22 protein-coding genes are annotated in these 21,488 nt (G+C 60.3%); 11 read left to right on the forward strand and 11 right to left on the reverse strand.

Translation table 11 applies throughout. From position 1 onward, the window contains the following. The first annotated feature begins 98 nt into the window (after positions 1 to 98). The 4 genes from glyA (at position 99) to KVQ74_RS06010 (ending at position 4,412) form a co-directional block, all read left to right on the forward strand. A complete protein-coding gene (gene glyA / locus KVQ74_RS05995; protein WP_217830075.1) occupies positions 99 to 1,352 on the forward strand; it encodes a serine hydroxymethyltransferase in 1,254 nt (417 codons plus the stop codon). A gap of 276 nt (positions 1,353 to 1,628) precedes the next feature. After that, positions 1,629 to 2,942 carry a C4-dicarboxylate transporter DctA gene (locus KVQ74_RS06000; protein WP_217830076.1) on the forward strand — a complete coding sequence of 438 codons (1,314 nt, stop codon included), beginning with the start codon at positions 1,629 to 1,631 and terminating at the stop codon, positions 2,940 to 2,942. Between the two features lie 49 nt (positions 2,943 to 2,991). Next, a complete protein-coding gene (locus KVQ74_RS06005) occupies positions 2,992 to 3,696 on the forward strand; it encodes a FadR/GntR family transcriptional regulator (protein ID WP_217830077.1) in 705 nt (234 codons plus the stop codon). Positions 3,697 to 3,719: 23 nt separating this feature from the next. Further along, positions 3,720 to 4,412, forward strand: a complete 693-nt coding sequence (locus KVQ74_RS06010; protein ID WP_217830078.1) for a GntR family transcriptional regulator — start codon at positions 3,720 to 3,722, stop codon at positions 4,410 to 4,412. 13 nt (positions 4,413 to 4,425) lie between these two features. On the opposite strand, the gene yjiA is transcribed toward KVQ74_RS06010, so the two are convergent. From yjiA to KVQ74_RS06025, 3 genes are all read right to left on the reverse strand, one after another. Beyond that, a complete protein-coding gene (yjiA, locus tag KVQ74_RS06015) occupies positions 4,426 to 5,397 on the reverse strand; it encodes a GTPase (RefSeq protein ID WP_217830079.1) in 972 nt (323 codons plus the stop codon). Between the two features lie 90 nt (positions 5,398 to 5,487). Beyond that, the gene (locus tag KVQ74_RS06020; RefSeq protein WP_217830080.1) at positions 5,488 to 5,685 is read right to left on the reverse strand and encodes a YbdD/YjiX family protein; all 198 of its coding nucleotides are present in this window, start codon (positions 5,683 to 5,685) and stop codon (positions 5,488 to 5,490) included. A gap of 15 nt (positions 5,686 to 5,700) precedes the next feature. After that, positions 5,701 to 7,767, reverse strand: coding sequence for a carbon starvation CstA family protein (locus tag KVQ74_RS06025; RefSeq protein ID WP_217830081.1), 2,067 nt, complete (start codon positions 7,765 to 7,767; stop codon positions 5,701 to 5,703). Positions 7,768 to 7,926: 159 nt separating this feature from the next. On the opposite strand from KVQ74_RS06025, the gene KVQ74_RS06030 reads away from it, so the two are divergent. Next, on the forward strand, positions 7,927 to 8,295 hold the full coding sequence (locus KVQ74_RS06030) for a PilZ domain-containing protein (RefSeq protein WP_217830082.1): 369 nt from the start codon (positions 7,927 to 7,929) through the stop codon (positions 8,293 to 8,295). Between the two features lie 67 nt (positions 8,296 to 8,362). On the opposite strand, the gene radA is transcribed toward KVQ74_RS06030, so the two are convergent. After that, entirely contained in the window at positions 8,363 to 9,730 is a 1,368-nt protein-coding gene (gene radA / locus KVQ74_RS06035; RefSeq protein ID WP_217830083.1) for a DNA repair protein RadA, read from the reverse strand. A 117-nt stretch (positions 9,731 to 9,847) separates the two neighbouring features. Beyond that, positions 9,848 to 11,389 carry a catalase gene (locus tag KVQ74_RS06040; RefSeq protein WP_217830084.1) on the reverse strand — a complete coding sequence of 514 codons (1,542 nt, stop codon included), beginning with the start codon at positions 11,387 to 11,389 and terminating at the stop codon, positions 9,848 to 9,850. 286 nt (positions 11,390 to 11,675) lie between these two features. On the opposite strand from KVQ74_RS06040, the gene mscL reads away from it, so the two are divergent. Beyond that, positions 11,676 to 12,089, forward strand: coding sequence for a large-conductance mechanosensitive channel protein MscL (gene mscL / locus KVQ74_RS06045; RefSeq protein ID WP_217830085.1), 414 nt, complete (start codon positions 11,676 to 11,678; stop codon positions 12,087 to 12,089). Between the two features lie 41 nt (positions 12,090 to 12,130). On the opposite strand, the gene KVQ74_RS06050 is transcribed toward mscL, so the two are convergent. Continuing rightward, positions 12,131 to 12,907, reverse strand: a complete 777-nt coding sequence (locus tag KVQ74_RS06050) for a ferredoxin--NADP reductase (RefSeq protein WP_217830086.1) — start codon at positions 12,905 to 12,907, stop codon at positions 12,131 to 12,133. A 286-nt stretch (positions 12,908 to 13,193) separates the two neighbouring features. On the opposite strand from KVQ74_RS06050, the gene KVQ74_RS06055 reads away from it, so the two are divergent. After that, complete coding sequence (locus tag KVQ74_RS06055) at positions 13,194 to 13,904, forward strand: autoinducer binding domain-containing protein (RefSeq protein WP_217830087.1); 711 nt, start codon at positions 13,194 to 13,196, stop codon at positions 13,902 to 13,904. Between the two features lie 173 nt (positions 13,905 to 14,077). Further along, entirely contained in the window at positions 14,078 to 15,202 is a 1,125-nt protein-coding gene (locus tag KVQ74_RS06060; protein ID WP_217830088.1) for a methyltransferase, read from the forward strand. A 75-nt stretch (positions 15,203 to 15,277) separates the two neighbouring features. Here the strand turns inward: KVQ74_RS06060 and KVQ74_RS06065 are convergent, their stop codons facing one another. The 3 genes from KVQ74_RS06065 to KVQ74_RS06075 all read right to left on the reverse strand — a co-directional run bounded on the left by KVQ74_RS06065 (position 15,278) and on the right by KVQ74_RS06075 (position 17,983). Beyond that, positions 15,278 to 15,445, reverse strand: a complete 168-nt coding sequence (locus KVQ74_RS06065) for a DUF2474 domain-containing protein (RefSeq protein WP_217830089.1) — start codon at positions 15,443 to 15,445, stop codon at positions 15,278 to 15,280. A gap of 93 nt (positions 15,446 to 15,538) precedes the next feature. Continuing rightward, a complete protein-coding gene (cydB, locus tag KVQ74_RS06070; protein WP_217830090.1) occupies positions 15,539 to 16,546 on the reverse strand; it encodes a cytochrome d ubiquinol oxidase subunit II in 1,008 nt (335 codons plus the stop codon). Positions 16,547 to 16,549: 3 nt separating this feature from the next. Continuing rightward, on the reverse strand, positions 16,550 to 17,983 hold the full coding sequence (locus KVQ74_RS06075) for a cytochrome ubiquinol oxidase subunit I (protein ID WP_217830091.1): 1,434 nt from the start codon (positions 17,981 to 17,983) through the stop codon (positions 16,550 to 16,552). Between the two features lie 402 nt (positions 17,984 to 18,385). Here KVQ74_RS06075 and KVQ74_RS06080 point away from each other — a divergent pair, with 402 nt between their 5' ends. The 3 genes from KVQ74_RS06080 (at position 18,386) to KVQ74_RS06090 (ending at position 20,311) form a co-directional block, all read left to right on the forward strand. Continuing rightward, positions 18,386 to 19,624: an MFS transporter gene (locus KVQ74_RS06080; protein ID WP_217830092.1), complete on the forward strand. Its 1,239-nt coding sequence runs from the start codon at positions 18,386 to 18,388 to the stop codon at positions 19,622 to 19,624. Between the two features lie 106 nt (positions 19,625 to 19,730). Continuing rightward, positions 19,731 to 20,009 (forward strand): type II toxin-antitoxin system RelE/ParE family toxin, encoded by a 279-nt coding sequence (locus KVQ74_RS06085; RefSeq protein ID WP_217830093.1) that lies wholly within the window; start codon positions 19,731 to 19,733, stop codon positions 20,007 to 20,009. A 14-nt stretch (positions 20,010 to 20,023) separates the two neighbouring features. Then, entirely contained in the window at positions 20,024 to 20,311 is a 288-nt protein-coding gene (locus KVQ74_RS06090) for a HigA family addiction module antitoxin (protein WP_217830094.1), read from the forward strand. 5 nt (positions 20,312 to 20,316) lie between these two features. Here the strand turns inward: KVQ74_RS06090 and KVQ74_RS06095 are convergent, their stop codons facing one another. Next, a complete protein-coding gene (locus KVQ74_RS06095; protein WP_217830095.1) occupies positions 20,317 to 20,868 on the reverse strand; it encodes a DJ-1 family glyoxalase III in 552 nt (183 codons plus the stop codon). 67 nt (positions 20,869 to 20,935) lie between these two features. Further along, positions 20,936 to 21,385: a DUF4879 domain-containing protein gene (locus KVQ74_RS06100; RefSeq protein ID WP_217830096.1), complete on the reverse strand. Its 450-nt coding sequence runs from the start codon at positions 21,383 to 21,385 to the stop codon at positions 20,936 to 20,938. Between the last annotated feature and the right edge of the window lie 103 nt (positions 21,386 to 21,488).

A 21,488-nucleotide genomic window follows, 5' to 3' on the forward strand; every position in this document is an offset into this window, starting at 1 on the left:
AACGCCACTTGTCTGCGACATGATGTCGTTTCATATGCCATCCAAAAGCCGTTGGGTTAGAATGCCCCCCTTTTCTGCCCCGATCCTTGAGGACCGCCATGTTCAGCCGTGATTTGACTATTGCCAAGTACGACGCCGACCTTTTTGCCGCCATGGAGCAAGAAGCTCAGCGCCAGGAAGAACACATTGAGCTGATCGCTTCGGAAAACTACACCAGCCCTGCGGTGATGGAAGCTCAAGGCTCGGTTCTGACCAACAAGTACGCCGAAGGCTACCCAGGCAAGCGCTACTACGGTGGCTGCGAGTACGTCGACGTCGTTGAGCAACTGGCCATCGACCGCGCCAAAGAACTGTTCGGCGCCGATTACGCCAACGTTCAGCCGCACGCCGGCTCCCAAGCCAACGCCGCTGTTTATCTGGCCCTGCTGTCGGCCGGTGACACCATTCTGGGCATGAGCCTGGCTCACGGCGGTCACCTGACCCACGGCGCCAGCGTTTCGTCCTCCGGCAAGCTGTACAACGCCATCCAGTACGGCATCGACGCCAACGGCCTGATCGACTACGACGAAGTCGAGCGCCTGGCAGTTGAACACAAGCCGAAAATGATCGTAGCCGGTTTCTCCGCCTACTCGCAGATCCTCGATTTCCCGCGCTTCCGCGCCATCGCCGACAAGGTTGGCGCTTACCTGTTCGTCGACATGGCTCACGTGGCCGGTCTGGTCGCCGCTGGCGTCTACCCGAACCCGGTTCCATTCGCTGACGTCGTGACCACCACCACCCACAAGACCCTGCGCGGTCCACGTGGTGGCCTGATCCTGGCCAAAGCCAACGCCGACATCGAGAAGAAGCTGAACTCCGCGGTATTCCCGGGCGCCCAGGGCGGCCCGCTGGAGCATGTGATCGCTGCCAAGGCGATCTGCTTCAAGGAAGCACTGCAGCCTGAGTTCAAGGCTTACCAGCAACAAGTGGTGAAAAACGCCCAGGCCATGGCCGGCGTGTTCATCGAGCGCGGTTTCGACGTGGTTTCCGGTGGTACTCAGAACCACCTGTTCCTGCTGTCGCTGATCAAGCAGGAAATCTCCGGTAAAGACGCCGACGCCGCGCTGGGCAAAGCGTTCATCACCGTGAACAAGAACTCCGTGCCTAACGACCCACGCTCCCCGTTCGTCACCTCCGGCCTGCGCTTCGGTACTCCGGCCGTGACCACTCGCGGCTTCAAGGAAGCAGAGTGCAAGGAGCTGGCTGGCTGGATCTGCGACATCCTGGCTGACCTGAACAACGAAGCGGTGATCGACGCCGTTCGTGAGAAAGTCAAAGCCATCTGCAAGAAACTGCCGGTATACGGCGCTTAATTGCCCCGCTAGATCCGCAGCATGAAAACCGGCCAAGTGATTGGCCGGTTTTTTTTCGCCGGCAAAAAAGTTTTTCACCACCAATCGCTCAAGATCGGGACATTGCGCGCAACTGGTCAGACCGGTCATGCCAATTCGTCATTTTTCACTTGCGATCCGTAAAAAACAGCGCCTAGACTGCACCCGCACTGGACATACCGGTAAGACCACAATAATTAAGTCCTGAATTCGAGCGCCCTGGCGCCGGCAGACGGGACACCGACCAGGATTCCTCCCATGCTCAGATGGTGCTCGCGTTCAATCTTCCTCCAAGTGGTTCTCGGACTGGTGCTCGGCATCGTCTGCGGGCTGACCCTTCCTGAATATTCGGCCCAGCTCAAACCGCTCGGCGACGGCTTCATCAAACTGATCAAGATGCTCATCGGCCTGATCGTGTTCTGCGTGGTGGTCAGCGGCATCAGCGGCGCGGGCGACCTGAAGAAGGTCGGGCGCATCGGCCTCAAATCGGTCATTTACTTTGAAATCCTCACCACCATCGCGCTGGTGATCGGCCTGGTCTTCGCCTTCAGCACCGGAATCGGCAGCGGCGCCAATATTCATCTGGAACAGCTGTCCGCCGCCGACATGGGCGACATCGCCCAGCGCGGCCAGCACATGCACACCACCACCCAGTTCCTGATGGAGCTGATCCCGACTTCGGTGCTGGGCGCCTTCGCCGACAACAACATCCTGCAAGTGCTGCTGTTTTCGGTGCTGTTCGGCAGTGCCCTGAACCTGGTGGGCGAAGCCGCTTCCGGGATCTCGCGACTGATCAACGAACTGAGCCATGTGATTTTCCGGATCATGGGCATGATCGTGCGACTGGCGCCGATCGGCGTGTTCGGCGCCATCGCCTTCACCACCAGCAAATACGGCATCGACTCGCTGCAACACCTGGGCAGCCTGATCGGGCTGTTCTATCTGACCTGCATCGCCTTCGTCGCACTGATTCTCGGCCTGGTGATGCGCCTGTCCGGCCTGCGCATGTGGCCGCTGCTCAAGTACCTGCGCGAAGAACTGCTGATCGTCATGGGCACCGCGTCGTCCGACGCCGTGCTGCCGCAGATCATGCGCAAGCTCGAACACCTGGGCATCGGCAGTTCCACGGTCGGGCTGGTGATTCCCACCGGTTACTCGTTCAACCTCGACGGCTTCTCGATCTACCTGACCCTGGCCATCGTGTTCATCGCCAACGCCACCGGTACGCCACTGGCCATGACCGATCTGTTGACCATCCTGCTGGTGTCGCTCATCACTTCCAAGGGCGCCCACGGTATCCCCGGCTCGGCGCTGGTGATTCTGGCGGCGACCCTGACGGCGATTCCGGCGATCCCGGTGGTCGGCCTGGTGCTGGTGCTGGCGGTGGACTGGTTCATGGGCATCGGCCGGGCACTGACCAACCTGATCGGCAACTGCGTCGCCACCGTGGCCATCGCGCGCTGGGAAAAAGACATCGATGTGCAACGGGCGAACAAGGTGCTCAGCGGCCAGCAGGGCTATACCTTTCAGCCGAGAAAACCGGTGGGGACCGCCCACCAGCAAGAATTCTGAATGAACGCCGTGCCTGCCACCGTGCAGGCACGGCGCATGGAGCCAATACGTGATTACTTCATCAACCGTCGTCAACTCAGTGGTAGAAAAACTCCGCGCTGCGCTGGCCCGTGGTCAGTGGCGCTCCGGCGACATGCTGCCAGGCCAGCGCGAACTGGCCGAACAACTCGGCATCAGCCGCCCGAGCCTGCGCGAAGCCGTGATCGTGCTGGAAACCCTCGGCCTGGTGCGCTCGATGCCGGGCAAAGGCGTGGTGGTGCTCGACGCCCAACCGAGCGACAGCCCGAGCCACGACAGCGCGGTGGCCGGTGCCAGCCTCGAAGATGTGCTGCAACTGCGCTACACCCTCGAACCGTTCATCGTCGGCCTGGTGGCGCAATCGATCAGCAGCAAGGAAGTCGGGCAACTGCGCCTGACCCTGATGGACATGCGCGAAGCCCTCGACGCCGGTGACAGCGAGGCCGGCGTCAGCGCCTACATCGCGTTCCACGAAGAACTGTTCACCCTGACCTCGAACCCGATTTTCCAGAGTGTGGTGCAGCAGACCAGCAACGCCCTCAAGCAAAGCGCCGAAGTGCTGCGCAACTCGCCGGAGCATCTGGCCGAACGCCTGGAAGAAAACGAAGCGGTCGTGCGCGCGATCCGCAGCAAGAACAGCGCCCAGGCCAGCGCCGAAATGCGCCGGCATATCCTGCGTGAAGGCCAGCGCATGGGCATCGAGCTGAACATTCCGGATGACCATCTGAGCAACTGAAACCCTTTCACAGGAGAACGGCCATGAACAGCCTTGCCACGTCGCACCCTCGCCAGACCTCGGCTGCCCTGCCCTTCTCCCGCTTGCAGGCACCGGCGGACGATCTGTATCCGCGCCTGCTGGATGCGATTCTCGACCAGCGCATCGATGCGGCCAGCCGCTTCACCGAAGAAAGCCTCAAGCAGATGTTCGGCGTCAGCCGCGCGGATGTTCGTCGGGTGCTGACGCAGTTGGCCCATGAGCAGATCATTGTGCTGCGGGCGAACCATCGACCGCGCGTTGCCGGGCCGGACGCCGAGCAGACCCGTCAGGCCCTGCACGCCCGGCGCCTGGCCGAAAGCACCTTGGTGCCGCTGGCTTGTCAGCACGCACAGGCTGAAGATTTGCAACGCCTGCGAGCCTTGATCGAACTTGAGCACCAGGCGGTGGATAAACATCGACGCGGGGCAGCGATTCGCCTGTCCGGAGAGTTTCATTTGCAGTTGGCGAGAATGGCTGGAAATGCACCGTTAGCGCACTTTCTCGGCACGCTGGTGCCGCTGACATCAGTGGCGATTGCGCGATGCACTGAAACCACGCAAAGCTGTTGCGGCTGGCAGGATCACGCCCGGATCGTCGATGCGATCGAGCGTGATGACGCGGCCATGGCCGTATCGCTGATGAACCGTCATCTGGACCATCTGGAGCAGACGATTCTCAGCGGCTCCACTCACTGAGGCAGCGGCGGACTCAGTTCGCCGCCACTTTGGCAAAGCCCGCCCGGATTTTCTCTTCCGGCAAGTCGTCGGCAATGAACACGATCACGCTTTCCCGCGCCTCGCCCTCGGCCCACTCGGTATCCCAGTCGAAACCATAGAGTTTCAAAACGCCCTGGAACACCAGACGCCGATCTTCTCCGGCGATGTTCAGCACGCCCTTGTAACGCAGCAATTGCTTGCCATGTTCTTCCAGCAGTTCATTCATGAACGCACTGAGCTGATCGATATCCAGCGGCTGGTCGGTGCGCAGCACCAGGCTGGAAATCCGGTCAATGGACGGCGCCTTGCTCACCGGGCGCAGGCTTACACCGCCACCGAGGTCGGCGTTGAGATTGAAACCGCGCACATCGAGCAGTTCGGCCAGATCGATGTTGCCATGCTCGACCACACGGATCGGCGCACGACGGTTGATCCGGGTCAGGCGCTCGCTCAGCGCAGTGAATGTCGCTTCGTCCACCAGATCGGTCTTGCTCACCAGCAGGCGGTCGGCGAAACCGATCTGTGCCTGGGCGATGGTCTGGGTCAGGTGCAGTTCGGTGTGGGCAGCGTCCACCAGGGTGATGATGCCGTCGAGCAAATAACGCTCGCGCAGTTCTTCGTCGATGAAAAAGGTCTGCGCCACCGGCGCCGGATCGGCCAGGCCGGTGCATTCGATCACCAGGCGATCAAAGGCGATTTCGCCGCTGTCCAGACGCTCGAGCAGCAAGTACAGGGCTTTGGTCAGGTCGGTGTGGATGGTGCAGCAGACGCAGCCGTTGGCCAGGGTCATGACTTGCACCGGCTCGTCACCCAGCAACTGGGTATCGATGCCGGCGTCGCTGAATTCGTTTTCGATCACGGCGATTTTCAGGCCGTGCTCGGCTTTCAACAGATGACGCAGCAATGTGGTCTTGCCGGCGCCGAGGAAACCGCTGAGCACCGTGACCGGGATGGGAGAGGACAAAACACGATCTCCTTCAATTGCACAAATAAAAATGGGAGCAGGCCGAAAGACCTGCTCCCACCTCACTTCTGGTGAACCGCGATCAGCGGCTCAACAGCACTTCGGCCCACCCTTGCCACCGTAACGGGCTTCCTGGCGTTCGCGGAAGAACACCTCGTAGCTCATCACCGGTTTGTCCGGGTGTTTGCTTTGCATATGCTCGACATAGGTGTCGTAGTCGGGCATGCCGACCATCAGGCGCGCAGCCTGACCGAGGTATTTACCGAGGCGACTCAGGTCATTGAACATCGTGCAATCCTCTGGTTACGCGTCCGGCAGCGCCTGGAATGGCGATTCTTTATCCGTACGCTCTTTTTTGCCCCAGGCGGCGATGCCGACCTTGAGCGCATAGAACAGGATGCTGAATACCACGAACAGGAACAGCGCGGTCAGTGTTGCGTTGGTGTAGGCGTTGAAGATCACGTGCTGCATCTGATCGATGCTCTTGGCCGGGGCAATGACCTGACCGGCGGCCAGCGCATCACTGTACTTCTTGGCCAGCGACAGGAAGCCGATCGCCGGGTTGGCGTCGAACAGCTTGATGAAGCCTGCGGTGGTGGTGCAGATCAGCAGCCAGGCCGCCGGCAGCAAGGTGACCCAAATGTAGCGCTGGCGCTTCATTTTGATCAGCACGACGGTGCCGAGCATCAGCGCGATACCGGCCAGCATCTGGTTGGAGATACCGAACAGCGGCCACAGGGTATTGATGCCGCCCAGCGGATCGATCACGCCTTGGTACAGCAACCAGCCCCACATCGCCACACAACCGGCGGTGGCGATCAGGTTGGCGGTCCAGGATTCGGTACGCTTCAGCGCCGGCACGAAAGAGCCGAGCAGATCCTGCAGCATGAAACGCCCGGCACGAGTACCGGCGTCGACAGCGGTCAGGATGAACAGCGCTTCGAACAGGATTGCGAAGTGGTACCAGAACGCCATGGTGTTCTCACCCGGCAGGACACTGTGCAGAATCTGCGCGATACCGACCGCCAGGGTCGGCGCACCGCCGGCACGGGCCAGGATGGTGGTTTCGCCGATGTCGTGAGCCACGGCTTGCAGGGCATCCGGAGTGATGGCGAAGCCCCAGCCGCTGACGGCCTGAGCGACGGCCACCACATCCCCGCCGACCACGGCCGCCGGGCTGTTCATGGCGAAGTACACGCCCGGCTCGATCACCGACGCGGCAACCATGGCCATGATCGCCACGAACGACTCCATCAGCATGCCGCCGTAACCGATGTAGCGGGCGTTGGTTTCGTTATCCAGCAGCTTCGGCGTGGTGCCGGAAGAGATCAGCGCATGGAAACCGGACACCGCGCCGCAGGCAATGGTGATGAACAGGAACGGGAACAGGCCGCCCTTCCACACCGGGCCGGTGCCGTCGACGAACTGGGTCAGCGCCGGCATTTTCAGCTCGGGCATGGTGATCAGGATGCCGATCGCCAGGGCGATGATGGTGCCGATTTTCAGGAAGGTCGAGAGGTAGTCACGCGGGGCCAGAATCAGCCACACCGGCAGTACGGCAGCGACGAAGCCATAACCGATCAGCATCCAGGTGATTTGCACACCGGTAAAGCTGAACGCCTTGGCCCACACCGGATCGGCGGCGACCTGCCCGCCCAGCCAGATCGAACCCAGCAGCAACAGCACACCAATGATGGAGATTTCGCCGATGCGCCCCGGGCGGATGTAGCGCATGTAGACGCCCATGAACATCGCGATCGGGATGGTCGCCATCACCGTGAAAATGCCCCACGGGCTCTCGGCCAGCGCTTTAACCACGATCAGCGCCAACACCGCGAGGATGATGATCATGATCAGGAAGCAGCCGAACAGCGCGATGGTGCCAGGGATGCGGCCCATTTCTTCACGCACCATGTCGCCAAGGGAGCGGCCGTTGCGCCGGGTCGACATGAACAGAACCATGAAGTCCTGCACCGCGCCCGCGAGCACCACGCCGGCGATCAGCCAGAGCGTGCCGGGCAAGTAGCCCATCTGCGCCGCCAGAACCGGACCGACCAGCGGCCCTGCACCAGCAATCGCCGCGAAGTGGTGACCGAAAAGAATGTGTTTGTTGGTCGGAACGTAGTCCAGACCGTCGTTGTTGAGCACGGCGGGGGTGGCCCGGCGCGGATCGAGTTGCATCACATTGTTAGCGATGAACAGGCTGTAGTAACGGTACGCAACCAGATAGATGGCCACGGCAGCGACCACGATCCACAAGGCGTTGATCGCCTCTCCTCGGCGCAATGCCACTACGCCCAGGGCGCACGCTCCTACGATTGCCAGCACTAGCCAGGGTAAGTGGCGCAGCGGGCTATTATTATTTTTCATTTTTTTATTCCAGCCAGGTTGGACAGAAAGACAGCCACCCCGAGTTTAGCCCCGTTGACGGCAAAGACCATACCCGACATTGGTCTAGGCACCCGCTCCCCATTGGCAACCTGTCACCGGACAGGTCTATAGTCAGCCTACCTTCGTGAGGATTGCGCCATGAGCGAGCACCCAGCAGAGCGTCGCCGCTTCAAACGTATCGCGTTCGATGCCAGAACCGAGCTGAGTCAGGGTCAATTCATCTGGCCGGTGAAGCTGATCGACCTGTCACTCAAGGGCTTGCTGATCGAGCGGCCGGAGCCCTGGCTGGGCGATCCGGAACAGGACTTCTACGTCGACATTCATCTGAGCGATGAGGTCGATATCGAGATGGACGTGCAGTTGGCGCACGAAGATCACGGGCAGTTGGGGTTTGTCTGCCGACATATCAGCCTCGAATCGATCCAGCGCCTGCGGCGCTTGATCGAACTCAATCTGGCTGACGAAACCGAGCTGGAACGTGAACTGGCCGCGTTGATCGATATCTAGCGCCGACCGCCAATCCAGTGTGGGAGCAGGCTTGCTCGCTCCCACAGATAGATCGCTCGCCGAGCGATTACTCGAACAGCGAGTCCAGCGCCTGCTCCAAGCGCGTCACGGCAATGATCTGCAACCCCGCCGGCGCTTCCTTCGGCGCGTTGCCCTTGGGCACGATCGCGCGTTTGAAACCGTGCTTGGCCGCTTCCTTCAAGCGCTCCTGACCGCTCGGCACCGGGCGCACCTCGCCGGACAGTCCGACTTCACCGAACACCAGCAGATCATGGGGCAATGGCCGGTTGCGCAGGCTGGACATGACGGCTGCCATCAACGCCAGGTCGGAGGCGGTTTCCAGCACCTTCACCCCACCGACCACGTTGAGGAATACGTCTTGGTCATGGGTGGGGATGCCACCATGGCGGTGCAACACCGCCAACAGCATCGCCAGACGGTTCTGATCCAGCCCGAGCGTGACCCGGCGCGGGTTCGCCAGATGGCTGTCATCCACCAGCGCCTGGACTTCCACCAGCATCGGCCGGGTGCCTTCCCAGGTTGCCATCACCACACTGCCCGGCACTTCTTCCTGGGCACGGGTCAGAAAAATCGCCGACGGGTTGGAGACTTCTTTCAGGCCCTTGTCGGTCATGCCGAACACACCCAATTCGTTGACCGCGCCGAAACGGTTCTTCACCGCCCGCAACAAACGCAAACGGCCATCGGACTCGCCTTCGAAATACAGCACGGTGTCGACCATGTGCTCCAGCACGCGCGGCCCGGCCAACGCGCCTTCCTTGGTCACGTGGCCGACGAGGAAAATCGCCGTGCCGCTCTGCTTGGCATAACGCACCAGCAGCGCCGCGCTCTCGCGCACCTGGGAAACACCACCCGGGGCCGACTGCAACTGTTCGGTGAAAATGGTCTGGATCGAGTCGATCACCATCACCCGGGGTTTCTCCTGACGGGCGGTGGCGATGATGCTTTCAATGCAGGTTTCGGTCATCACCCGCAGTTGATCCTGGGGCAGACCCAGCCGGCGGGCGCGCATCGCCACCTGCTGTTGGGACTCTTCGCCGGTGACGTACAGCGCCGGCATGCTTCTGGCGAGGTTGCACAGGGTCTGCAACAGGATCGTTGATTTGCCGATACCCGGATCGCCGCCGATCAGCACCACCGAACCGTCCACCAGACCGCCGCCCAGCACCCGGTCAAGTTCACCGGACGCAGTGGAAAAACGCGGAATCTCTTCGACGCTGACTTCGGCCAGCGTCTTGATCTGCGCCTGCTGCCCGGCCCAACCGGTGCGACCGCTTGGCGCCGCAGCGCCGCCGCTCTCGACCATGGTTTCGGTCAGCGTGTTCCAGGCCCCGCACTCACCGCACTGGCCGGCCCACTTGGGAAAGGTTGCGCCGCACTCGGTGCAGCCGTACATGCGCTTGGCCTTGGCCATCTGATCCCCCGGCAAAAACCGCGATGATACCCCAGCCAAGGGCGACCGGAGCACAAGGACAACACCACGCAAAACGGGGCCTGAAAGTCAGGCCCCGTTTTGCGTGGTGCGATGCCGTCAGTCGGAAAGTTTCGCCGCCAGCGCTTTCACCCGGTCGAGATCGCCTTTGGCAACCTTGCTCACACCGGCACCATATTCCGGGTCAGCCTTGTACAAAAACGACAGGATGATGTGCTTGCTTTCATCATCGGCGGAAGCCAGCGATCCACCGAAACTTTCGATCAGATCCTGACGTTCCTTTTTGCTGAACGAGCGATACAGGTCGCCGGCCTGACGGAAGTTCTGCTCACGCTGGATCTTCGCCTGATCGGTACTGCCCGCCAGCGCCAACTGGCTGTAACGCGCTGCCGGGGTCTCTTCGCGAGGTTGCAGACGGCTCGGCTGGTAATTCACGCCCGACTGCGTGGCACCGGCATTCATCGCGCCATCCTGATTGCCGTTGTTCACGGCAACTTTTGCCGCATTGATCGGCAACTGCGACGAGTTGGCCCCCAGACGATGCATTTGTGTATCGGCGTAAGCGAATATCCGCCCCTGTAACAAGCGATCTTCCGACGGCTCGATACCGGGCACGACATTCGAGGGGGCCATGGCAACTTGTTCGGTTTCCTGGAACACGTTTTGTGGATTACGGTTCAACACCATTTGTCCAACTTTTCGCTCAGGAACGCCCGGCCAGATCTTGGTTGCATCCAGAGGATCGAAATCAAACTTGGACAAATCTTTTGGATTTAGAACCTGAACGTACAAGTCCCATTTCGGGAAATTGCCCTTTGCGATATTCGCCACCAGGTCATTGGTCATATGACTGTAGTCTTGCCCCTGGACTTTGACGACTTCTTGCGGATCAAGGTTTTTGACGCCCTGCAAACTTTTCCAGTGGAACTTCACATAGTTCACATCGCCCTTGGCGTTAATCAGCTTATAGGCGTGCACGCTGTTGCCATCCATTTCCCGATAACTCGCCGGCGTCCCAGAGTTGGAGTACAACTCGGTCAGCGTACGGGTCGCCTCAGGAACATGGGAGAAGAAGTCGAAACGTCGTGAGTCATCGTCCAGATTGGTGCGCGGATCAGGTTTGAAGGCGTGAACCATGTCCGGGAACTTGATCGCGTCGCGGATGAAGAAGGTCGGGAAATTGTTGCCGACCAGATCCCAGTTGCCGTCCGCCGTGTAGAACTTGGTGGCAAAACCGCGAGGGTCACGCAGGGTTTCCGGGGAATGGTTGCCATGAACCACCGCCGAGAAGCGCACGAACACCGGGGTGACCTGCCCGGCGGCAAAGACCTTGGCCTTGCTCAGGTCACTGATGTCGTTGGTCACGGTGAACGAGCCATGGGCTCCAGTACCACGGGCATGCACCACGCGCTCCGGAATGCGTTCGCGGTCGAAACGCTGCAACTTCTGGATCAACTGCACATCCTGCAGCAGCACCGGGCCAGTGGCGCCGGCCGTCTGCGAATTCTGGTTGTCACCGACTGCCGCACCGTTATCACGGGTCAGTGGCGCGGCATTCACGGAGAAGGCCATGAGACTGGCGGTGAGTACACCGAGACTGCGGCGATGGGGAAAAACCCCAAGGCGAAAAGTGGGAGTCATATCAGGATCCTCTGTTGTTTTGGTACGCATCCAGGTGCGCCAGACAGAGGCTAGAGGGCGTTCTGCACAAACATAAATAGAAAGATCGTAAACGGATGATTGATAAATTTTTCTTCAACATCAGCCCATTACAGTTTATTTCGCGCGCGATTAGTGGCACTTTGCAAACTAATCGTCGATTAATGTGTCGATAAAAACGGGCATTGTAAGAAGGTGTTTCGCGCAGGACGCGTTTTGCTGATTTACACTGCGTACACCAAACTCATCTGTAACAAGGAAATAACCTATGGGCGTGCTAAGTGAGTTCAAGGCCTTCGCGGTCAAAGGCAATGTGGTCGACATGGCCGTCGGTATCATCATCGGTGCCGCGTTCGGCAAAATCGTGTCGTCGTTTGTCGGCGATGTGATCATGCCGCCAATCGGTCTGTTGATCGGCGGAGTGGATTTCAGCGATCTGGCTATCACGCTCAAAGCGGCCGAGGGCAGCGCACCCGCTGTGGTGCTGGCCTACGGCAAGTTCATCCAGAGCATTCTGGATTTCGTGATCGTCGCCTTCGCGATCTTCATGGGCGTCAAGGCCATCAACCGCCTCAAGCGCGAGGAAGCCGTGGCCCCGACACTGCCGCCGGTGCCCACCAAGGAAGAAGAGTTGCTGGGTGAGATCCGCGACCTGCTCAAGGCCCAGAACAACCGGCCCTGAACCTTTCTCCATGAAAAACGGCGCTCCAGGCGCCGTTTTTTTTACCAGTAGTTTTCGACCGCTATCTGTCCGGGCCTGCGCGTCAGGGCCAGGCTCATGTGCCGCTGTTTGAGCAAGGCCCGGGTGTCGTCGATCATCTGCGGGTTGCCGCACAGCATCACCCGCGAGTGTTCGGCATTCAGTTGCACACCGGCCGCGCGCTCCAGTTCGCCGTTTTCGATCAGCGTGGTGATTCGGCCGTTCAGCGCGCCGGGATACGCTTCGCGGGTGACCGTCGCAATGAATTGCAGCTTGTGCGCGTATTCGGCCAGGTAATCGCGCTGGGTCAGTTCAGCGATCAACCGTTGATAAGCCAGCTCTCGTGCTTCCCGCACGCTGTACACCAGGATGATCCGCTCGAATCGCTCCCAGACCTCGAAGTCCTGCAGGATCGAAAGAAACGGCGCCACCCCTGTGCCTGTGGATAACAGCCACAGATCGCGGCCGTCGGTGAAGCGGTCCAGGGTCAGGTAGCCAAAGGCTTGCCGGTCCACCAGCAGCGTATCGCCCACCTGAAGCCGGCTCAGCTCACTGGTGAACTCGCCCCCCGGCACCACGATGGAAAAGAACTCGAGGAATTCGTCGAACGGCGAGGACACCATGGAATAAGCGCGCCATACCGTGCTGCCATCGGCCTTGGTGACGCCCAACCGGGCGAACTGCCCTGCCCGAAAACGGAACCCCGCGTCTCGTGTGGTGCGCAGTGTGAACAGGCTCGGCGTCAACGGTTGTACATCGAGCAAAGTCTGGCGGCTGAATTTTTCCACGCTGGCAGTCATGTGGCACTCCTTCAAATGCCATCAGTGTTGCTCAATAAAAGCTTTTTAAACACCCAGAGTTTGTACAGGTATTGGACAAATATAACTGTTAACCATGTATTACAACTCAGCCTTCAAATGCCAGACCTCATATAAAAAACTTCGCATAAAAGAAAATACTCAATTAAACACACTGATCAAGAGCAAAAAAATTTAAACATATATAGAAGAAGCGTCCTACACTCGTTTCCGTGCAGCGATTTTTGGATCCAACTGCTCCCCCACGCGTCAAATCCGGAGACTTCAAATGGAAATGTGGAAGGAGTCACAAATAAGACAGCTGACCTTCGCCAAGGGAATCGATACAGCCTTCCCGATTCTGCTGAACTTCGCGAAGAACATCGGCTTCAGTTTTTGTGGCATTTCAATTACTTCGCCTGAACGCAGTTCGTTCAAGTCCTTGCATATCAACAACTACCCACGGACCTGGAATCAACAATATGAAGAAAAAAGTTACGAAGAAATCGACCCGGTAATATCACATTGCAATCGCTCAATGTTGCCGATTATCTGGAAAGAAGAAACATTCTCAAACATACCTGACTTATGGGAGAGACTTCAGGATCAAGGTTTGAAACATGGATGGTCGCAATCGTTTCATCATGAGGAAAGTGGCCTGTGCAGTATTCTGAGTCTGGCCAGACCGCATTGTTCGATCAGCCCGCTGGAACTGTATGAACACTTTGGCTACATGTTCTACGTCACCAGCCACCTGAGTGAATTGTTCGCCCGCACGCTGCCCATGCGCTTGAGCAGAAACCGCCAGGCGCGGTTATCGCCCCGGGAAATCGAGGTGCTGAAGTTATGCGCCTCCGGCAAGACCGCCTATGAGACCGCCAGAATCCTCAATCTGAGCGAGCGTACCGTGAACTATCACGTACAGAACATGATCGTGAAGCTCAACGTCTGCAACAAGATCTCCGCCGTCATCGCCGCCGCCAAGGCCGGAATCATCTAGCCGCTTTCCCTTTCATCTCTTAAAACAGACGAGTATTAGCCCCAAAAAAAACGTACCATTCGCAGCCTCTCTGAGTGATGACGTGCCCCGCACGCCGAAGTCCACTCAGACGGTTCCGCCGCACGACACCCTGGGCCGCGGGACATCCGTCGATTACCCAGAGTCCCCGCCCCATGCCTTTGCTCGATACCCCCTTCGCCCAACTCGACCTGATCCGCCAGCCCGAACAGCAGAACGAGCCGCTGCAGGCTTTCGATGCCGCCGACGAGTATCTGCTCAATCATCTGGCCGCACAGCAGCCGACCGCGCAGACCCGGGTACTGGTGCTCAACGACAGTTTCGGCGCCCTCGCCATCAGCCTGACGGGCAAGGTGCAGGTCAGCAGCAGCGGCGATTCGTTTCTCGGCTTCCAGGGGCTGGAGAAAAACCTGCTGCGCAACGGTCAGGCCTTCGACGCGGTACGCGCGATTGCGGCCAGCGAGCCGTTGGTCGGGCCGTTCGACCGGGTGCTGATCCGCGTCCCGAAGACGCTGGCGCTGCTGGAGGAACAACTGATTCGCCTGCAAGGCCAACTGGCGCCCGGCGCCCAGGTCATCGCAGCGGCGATGGTCAAGCACTTGCCACGTGCGGCCGGTGATCTGCTGGAACGCTACATCGGGCCGGTGCAGGCTTCGCTGGCGGTGAAGAAGGCACGCTTGCTGATCGCCACGCCAGAAGACAAAACGCCCGCCGTGTCGCCCTATCCGAGCCGTTATCGCCTCGATGAGCCAGCGATCGAACTGCTCAACCACGCCAACGTGTTCTGCCGCGAAGGCCTGGACATCGGCACTCGCGCCTTCCTCCCGCACCTGCCGAAAAACCTCGGAGCTGCGCGCGTCGCCGACCTCGGTTGCGGCAATGGCGTGCTGGCCATCGCCAGCGCCCTGCACAACCCCGATGCCCATTACACGCTGGTGGACGAGTCGTTCATGGCCGTGCAGTCGGCGGCCGAAAACTGGCGTGCAGCGCTGGGCGAACGTGACGTCACCGTGCGTGCCGGTGACGGTCTGGCCGGACAACCGGCGCAATCGCTGGACGTGGTGTTGTGCAACCCGCCCTTCCACCAACAGCAAGTGGTTGGCGACTTTCTCGCCTGGCGCATGTTCCAGCAGGCCCGCGAAGCGCTGGTGGTGGGCGGCGCGCTGTACATCGTCGGCAACCGTCATCTGGGTTATCACAGCAAACTGGCGCGGCTGTTTCGGGGTGTCGAGCAAGTGGCGGCGACACCGAAGTTCGTGATCCTCAAGGCGCGCAAATAATCCGGACAAAAAAAACCCTCCAGACGGAGGGTCGTAAATCCCCGCCATAGGCAGCGGGGTGGGATGTGCGGTGTGTCAGTGAGTGGTCAGGCCGGCCGCGTTCATGAACATGCGCATCAGGCTGGCGACGATGAACAGAGCGCCGACGCTACCCACCCAGATCAGGGCCAACCAGCCGAGCCGCTGCCACAGCGGCTTTTTTTCGGCTTCTTCAATGTCGTGCAGGGAATGTTTGCCGCTCATTGCTTCGATCCTCTTCCAGAACGATGGCGTCGCAACCGATGCCATCGTCGGGACGCGCCGGGCATCAGGCGCGCTCCGACAGGGCTCTACAGACTAGTGATAGCCGTCCTCATGGGTGACCTTGCCGCGGAACACGTAATAGCTCCAGAAGGTGTACCCCAGGATGAACGGGATGATGAACAGCGTGCCGACCAGCATGAAGCCCTGGCTCTGCGGCGGTGCGGCGGCGTCCCAGATCGAGATCGATGGCGGCACGATGTTCGGCCACAGGCTGATGCCCAGACCGCTGTAGCCGAGGAAGATCAGCACCAGAGTGAGCAGGAACGGCATGTAGTTGGCATTGCGCGCCACCGCGCGGATCAGGCCATACATCGTCACCAGTACCAGAATCGGCACCGGCATGAACCAGAACAGGTTCGGCAGGCTGAACCAGCGCGAGGCAATTTCCGGATGGGCCAGCGGCGTCCAGATGCTGACGATGCCGATCACTGCCAGCAGCACGAACGCCAGCGGCCGGGCGAGGTCATGCATCTGCTCCTGGAGCTTGCCTTCGGTCTTCATGATCAGCCAGGTGCAGCCGAGCAAGGCATACGCCACCACCAGCGCGACGCCGCAGAACATCGTGAACGGTGTCAGCCAGTCCAGCGAGCCGCCGGCGAACTGGCGGTTGACCACCGGCAGGCCATCGATGAACGCGCCGAGTGCCACGCCCTGGAAGAACGTCGCCGCCACCGAACCGCCGATGAACGCCTTGTCCCACAAGTGGCGCTTGTCGTCCTTGGCCTTGAAGCGGAACTCGAACGCCACACCCCGGAAAATCAGCCCCACCAGCATGAAGATCAGCGGCAGGTACAACGCCGAGAGCACCACCGAGTAAGCCAGCGGAAACGCGCCGAACAACGCCGCGCCGCCCAGTACCAGCCAGGTTTCGTTGCCGTCCCAGACCGGGGCGACAGTGTTCATCATCACGTCGCGATCGGTCTTGCCTGGAATGAACGGGAAAAGAATCCCGATCCCCAGGTCGAAGCCGTCCATGACCACGTACATCATGATGCCGAAGATGATGATCACGGCCCAGATCAGCGGAAGATCAATACCCATGACTCAAATCTCCTTGGTCAGGCTGGGGCTGTGCTCGACATCGTCGTCAGCAGCAGACAGCGGACGAGCCGGCGTGCGTTTCTGGCCAGGACCGCCGTGGTTGGTTTCCTTGCCTTCGTCGGTTTTCGGCCCTTTGCGCACCAGGCGCATCATGTAGCCCAGGCCCGCACCGAACAGCGCGAAATACACCACGACGAACGTGATCAGGGTGATGCTCATCTGCATGAAGCTGTGGTTCGACGAAGCATCCGCCGTGCGCATCAAGCCATAGACCACCCACGGCTGACGGCCGATTTCAGTGGTGAACCAGCCGGCGAGGATCGCGATCAGGCCGGATGGCCCCATCCACAACGCCAGGTACAGGAACGGCCGCGAGGTGTAGAGCGTGTCGCGCTTGCGCAGCCACAGGCTCCAGAGGCCGGTGAAAATCATCAGGAAACCAAGGCCGACCATGACCCGGAACGACCAGAACACGATGGTCGAATTCGGCCGGTCCTCCGGTGGAAACTCCTTGAGCGCCGGCACCTGTTTGTCCAGCGAATGAGTCAGGATCAGGCTGCCGAGGTACGGGATTTCGACGGCGAATTTGGTTTTCTCTTCTTTCATGTCCGGCCAGCCGAACAGAATCAGCGGCGTGGCTTCGTCGCCGACGTTTTCCCAGTGGCCTTCGATCGCGGCGATTTTCGCCGGCTGATGTTCGAGGGTGTTGAGGCCGTGGAAGTCGCCGATCACGGCCTGGATCGGCGCGACAATCAGCGCCATCCACATCGCCATCGAGAGCATGGTGCGGATCGCCGGGTTGTCCTTGCCGCGCAGCAAGTGCCAGGCCGCCGACGAGCCGACGAAGAAGGCGGTGGCAACGAATGCGGCAGTCGCCATGTGCATCAGGCGATACGGGAACGAGGGGTTGAACACGATCGCCAGCCAGTCGGTCGGGATGACCTGGCCATTGACGATTTCGAAGCCTTGCGGCGTCTGCATCCAGCTGTTGGAGGCGAGAATCCAGAAGGTCGAGATCAGCGTGCCGATCGCCACCATCACCGTGGAGAAGAAGTGCAGACCGCGTCCGACCTTGTTCCAGCCAAACAGCATCACCCCCAGGAACCCCGCCTCGAGGAAGAACGCCGTGAGCACTTCATAGGTCAGCAACGGCCCGGTGACCGAACCGGCGAAATCCGAGAAGCGACTCCAGTTGGTGCCGAACTGATAGGCCATGACCAGACCGGAAACCACGCCCATCCCGAAGTTGACGGCGAAGATCTTCGACCAGAAATGGTAGAGGTCACGGTAGGTGTTGTTGCCGGTCTTCAACCACAGACCTTCGAGTACCGCCAGGTAACTCGCCAGGCCGATGGTGATTGCCGGAAACAGGATATGGAACGAGATGGTGAACGCGAACTGAATTCGGGCGAGATCCAGAGCCTCTAAACCGAACATAAGCTTTCCTCTATCAGATAACGGTTACAAGGCTGGCTGGCCTTGCACCACTGCCCCCACGGGTATGGAGTGCGGCGAATTCGGATTCGTTCTTTTTTTTACAGGCATCGCAACGCAGGGTTCCTGCCGACTGGTGGCCGGGTCAATTCCGTGATGGGTCTTGATCTGGATCAATCAACGTAGAAAGAGTAGTCCCATTTCCGACGACGAACCGCGTGGTCTTTTGCCGCGTGACAAGTTGCCTCAGAGCATTGGCAAAGCGCTGAAATACATCGTCGGGCGGATTTGTCGGCAGGACCGGGAAAATCGATGTCTGGCTAACTAAATTTTTTTTCATAGCAACTTCCTGTTACAGACTGGTGATAACCTCGCGGTTCCCCCACGAACCAGACCTGCCTCCAGATGCCCAGCCAAGCGCCTTTGCTGTTACGTCACCATCGTCCGTTTCTCGCGTTCTGGCTGGCCCGGATCTTCACCGCCAGCGGTTTTCAGATGCTCACTGTGGCCATCGGCTGGAACCTCTATCAACTGACCGGCAACGTGCTCGATCTAGGCCTGGTGGGTCTGGTGGAATTCGCCCCGCGCGTGCTGTTCATGCTGCACACCGGGCATGTCGCCGACCGTTATGACCGGCGCAAGGTCGCGGCTATCTGCCAGTCCTTGCAGGCGCTGATCGCACTTTCCCTGGCCATCGGCAGCGCCACCGATCAGGTCACCCGGGAAATGATCTTCATCCTCGCCTTCCTGCTCGGCGCGGCGCGCTCCTTCGAGATGCCGACCACCCAGGCACTGCTGCCGAGCATCGTACCCAGTGCGCTGTTTCCACGGGCGGTGGCGGCCGCTCAGTCGGCCCAGCAATCGGCAACCATCGTCGCCCCGGCCCTCGGTGGCCTGCTCTACGCCTTCGGCAGCGTCTGGGTGTATGGCCCGACGGTGATTCTGTATGTCATCGCCTGCACGCTGATGCTCAACCTGCCCGCGCGGCAGACACCGTTGAACAAGGGCAAGGCCACCCTGGACTCGTTGCTGGCAGGGATTCGCTTCATTCGCAGCCGCCCGGACATTCTCGGGGCGATCTCGCTGGATCTGTTCGCCGTGCTGCTCGGCGGCGCCACGGCGTTGCTGCCGGTCTTCGCCAAGGACATTCTGCTGACCGGCCCGTGGGGCCTCGGTCTGCTGCGTTCGGCACCGGCCGTGGGCGCGTTGGGGATGTCGCTGTTCCTCGCGCGATTTGCCGTGGAGCGCCACGTCGGTCGCGTGATGTTCACCGCCGTCGGCGTGTTCGGCGTGGCGACCATCGCGTTCGGCCTGTCGACTTCGTTCTGGTTCTCGCTGGCGGTACTGGTGGTACTCGGCGCGGCGGACATGATCAGCATGGTGATCCGCGCCTCCTTCGTCCAACTGGAAACCCCGGACGAAATGCGCGGCCGGGTCAGCGCGGTGAACGGCCTGTTCATCGGCGCCTCGAACCAGCTGGGCGAATTCGAATCCGGCCTCACCGCCCACTGGTTCGGCACCGTGCCGGCGGTGGTCATGGGCGGAATCGGCACCCTGGTGGTGACCGGAACGTGGATCAAACTGTTCCCGACGCTCGCCAGCCGCGACCGGATGCATGTGCCGGTGGAAGAAGTGAAGGCCTAGTTACAGGACTTCATCCCGCCAAACGGCAAGCCAGGCACAAATTAGTCGGCGAGGTGCGGTACATAGATACCGCATTGAGTGTAAGGTATCGCCTTACACTCGCCGCATGATCAAATCCTTTCAGCACAAAGGCCTTCGTGGCTTCTATGAAACAGGTTCGACTCGCGGGATTCGCGCCGACCACGCAAAGCGGTTGTCGCGCATGCTCCAGTTCATGGATCGCGCAGCGGCTCCCACAGACCTGGACCTCCCCGGTTGGCGCCTGCATCCACTGAAGGGGGAGCTTGCCGAGTATTGGTCGCTCAGTGTTTCCGGAAACTGGCGGGTTATCTTTCGATTTGCAGGTTCGGATATCGAGTTGATTGATTATCTGGACTACCACTGACAGGAGGCAGGCCCATGCCCATGCACAACCCGCCACACCCCGGTGAAACACTGCTGATGGATGTCTTGCCCGAACTGGGCATCAGCGTCACCGAATTGGCACGACACCTCGGGTTCGCTCGCCCTCACCTTTCTCGTGTATTGCACGGGCACGCGCCGATCAGTCCGGATCTGGCGGTACGGCTGGAGCGGGCAGGCATCGGTAAAGCCCGCGTTTGGCTAGGCGTTCAAACCGATTACGATCTCTGGCAAGCCGAGCATCGGGAACAACCGGTGATCGAACCCATCGCAGCTCACGCCTGAGGCGTTCAGATCAACAACTCCCCCGCCACTTTCGCCCTGACGGCTTTGCCGGCCAGTTGTTCGACCAGCGTCAGGGCAAACTCCAGTGCTGCGCCGGAGCCTTGGGCGGTGATGCAGTTGCCGTCGACCACCACCGGTTGATCGATGAAGGTGCAACCCGACAATTGATGGCTTGCGCTCGGCAGGCAAGTCATCCGGCGCTGGCGCAATACGCCGCTGGCTTGCAGTGCCACGGCCGGGGATTCGGCGATGGCGGCGAACAGGCGTCCGGCACGGGCCTGGTCCTTGAGCAGTTGTTGCAGGGGTTGATGGGCCGCCAGGTGCTGTGCACCGACGGTGCCGCCGGGCAGGACGATCAGATCGAAGGCTTGCGCCAGCACGTCGATCAACATGCCGTCCGCCGTCAGCCGAGTACCGCGAGCGCAGGTCAGCATGCGCCGGCCTTCGATGCTGGCGGCCACCACCTCGATGCCCGCGCGGCGCAACACGTCGATCAGGGTCACGCTTTGCAGATCATCGATGCCCTCGGCGAGGGTAATCAGGGCTCTAAAGGTCATAAGCACTATCCGCTGGGTGATCTTTAAAGCGTAGCCAGCTTTGCCCCGTCCCGTTCGGCAGCGGCTGTCACTTGATGTAAAGCTGGGTCGACAGGGTGTTGCGCGGCGCGTTGATCGAGGTGTTGCTGAAGCTGAAGGTGCCCTCCTGCTTGCCCGCCAGGTCGAAGGTATAGAGAGAACCGACGGTTTTGCGGCCAGGCGAGCACTCGGTCAGATTGCCCGTATCGAAGGCGCAGACCGGACTGCGCGTGCCGTTCACCTCAAAGCCATCCAGCGTTGCCTGAGGCTGGCTCTGGCCGTAGCCGATTTCCAGCACGTAGACCTTGATCCCCGGACCGCCGTGATCGCAACGGGTCTGCGTCTGGCCATCGGTGATGTCTTCCAGCCCGCAGGACGCCGACTGCACCTTGATGACTTTCACCTCGCTCAGCGGTGGCGCCGACGCCGCGAACGCCGCCGGCACTCCACTCAACAGCCAGGCCATCAACCCGCCGGTCGTCATCCAACGCTTGTTCATGCGATCCATCCCCGAAAAAAACAGCGCGCAGTATGGCGCACTTGTCCCCGGCGCAAAACTTCGCCGACGATCGCCGCCAACAACCGCCATATTCTTCACGCTG

The organism is Pseudomonas botevensis, assembly GCF_019145475.1.
Lineage (GTDB): Bacteria > Pseudomonadota > Gammaproteobacteria > Pseudomonadales > Pseudomonadaceae > Aquipseudomonas > Aquipseudomonas botevensis.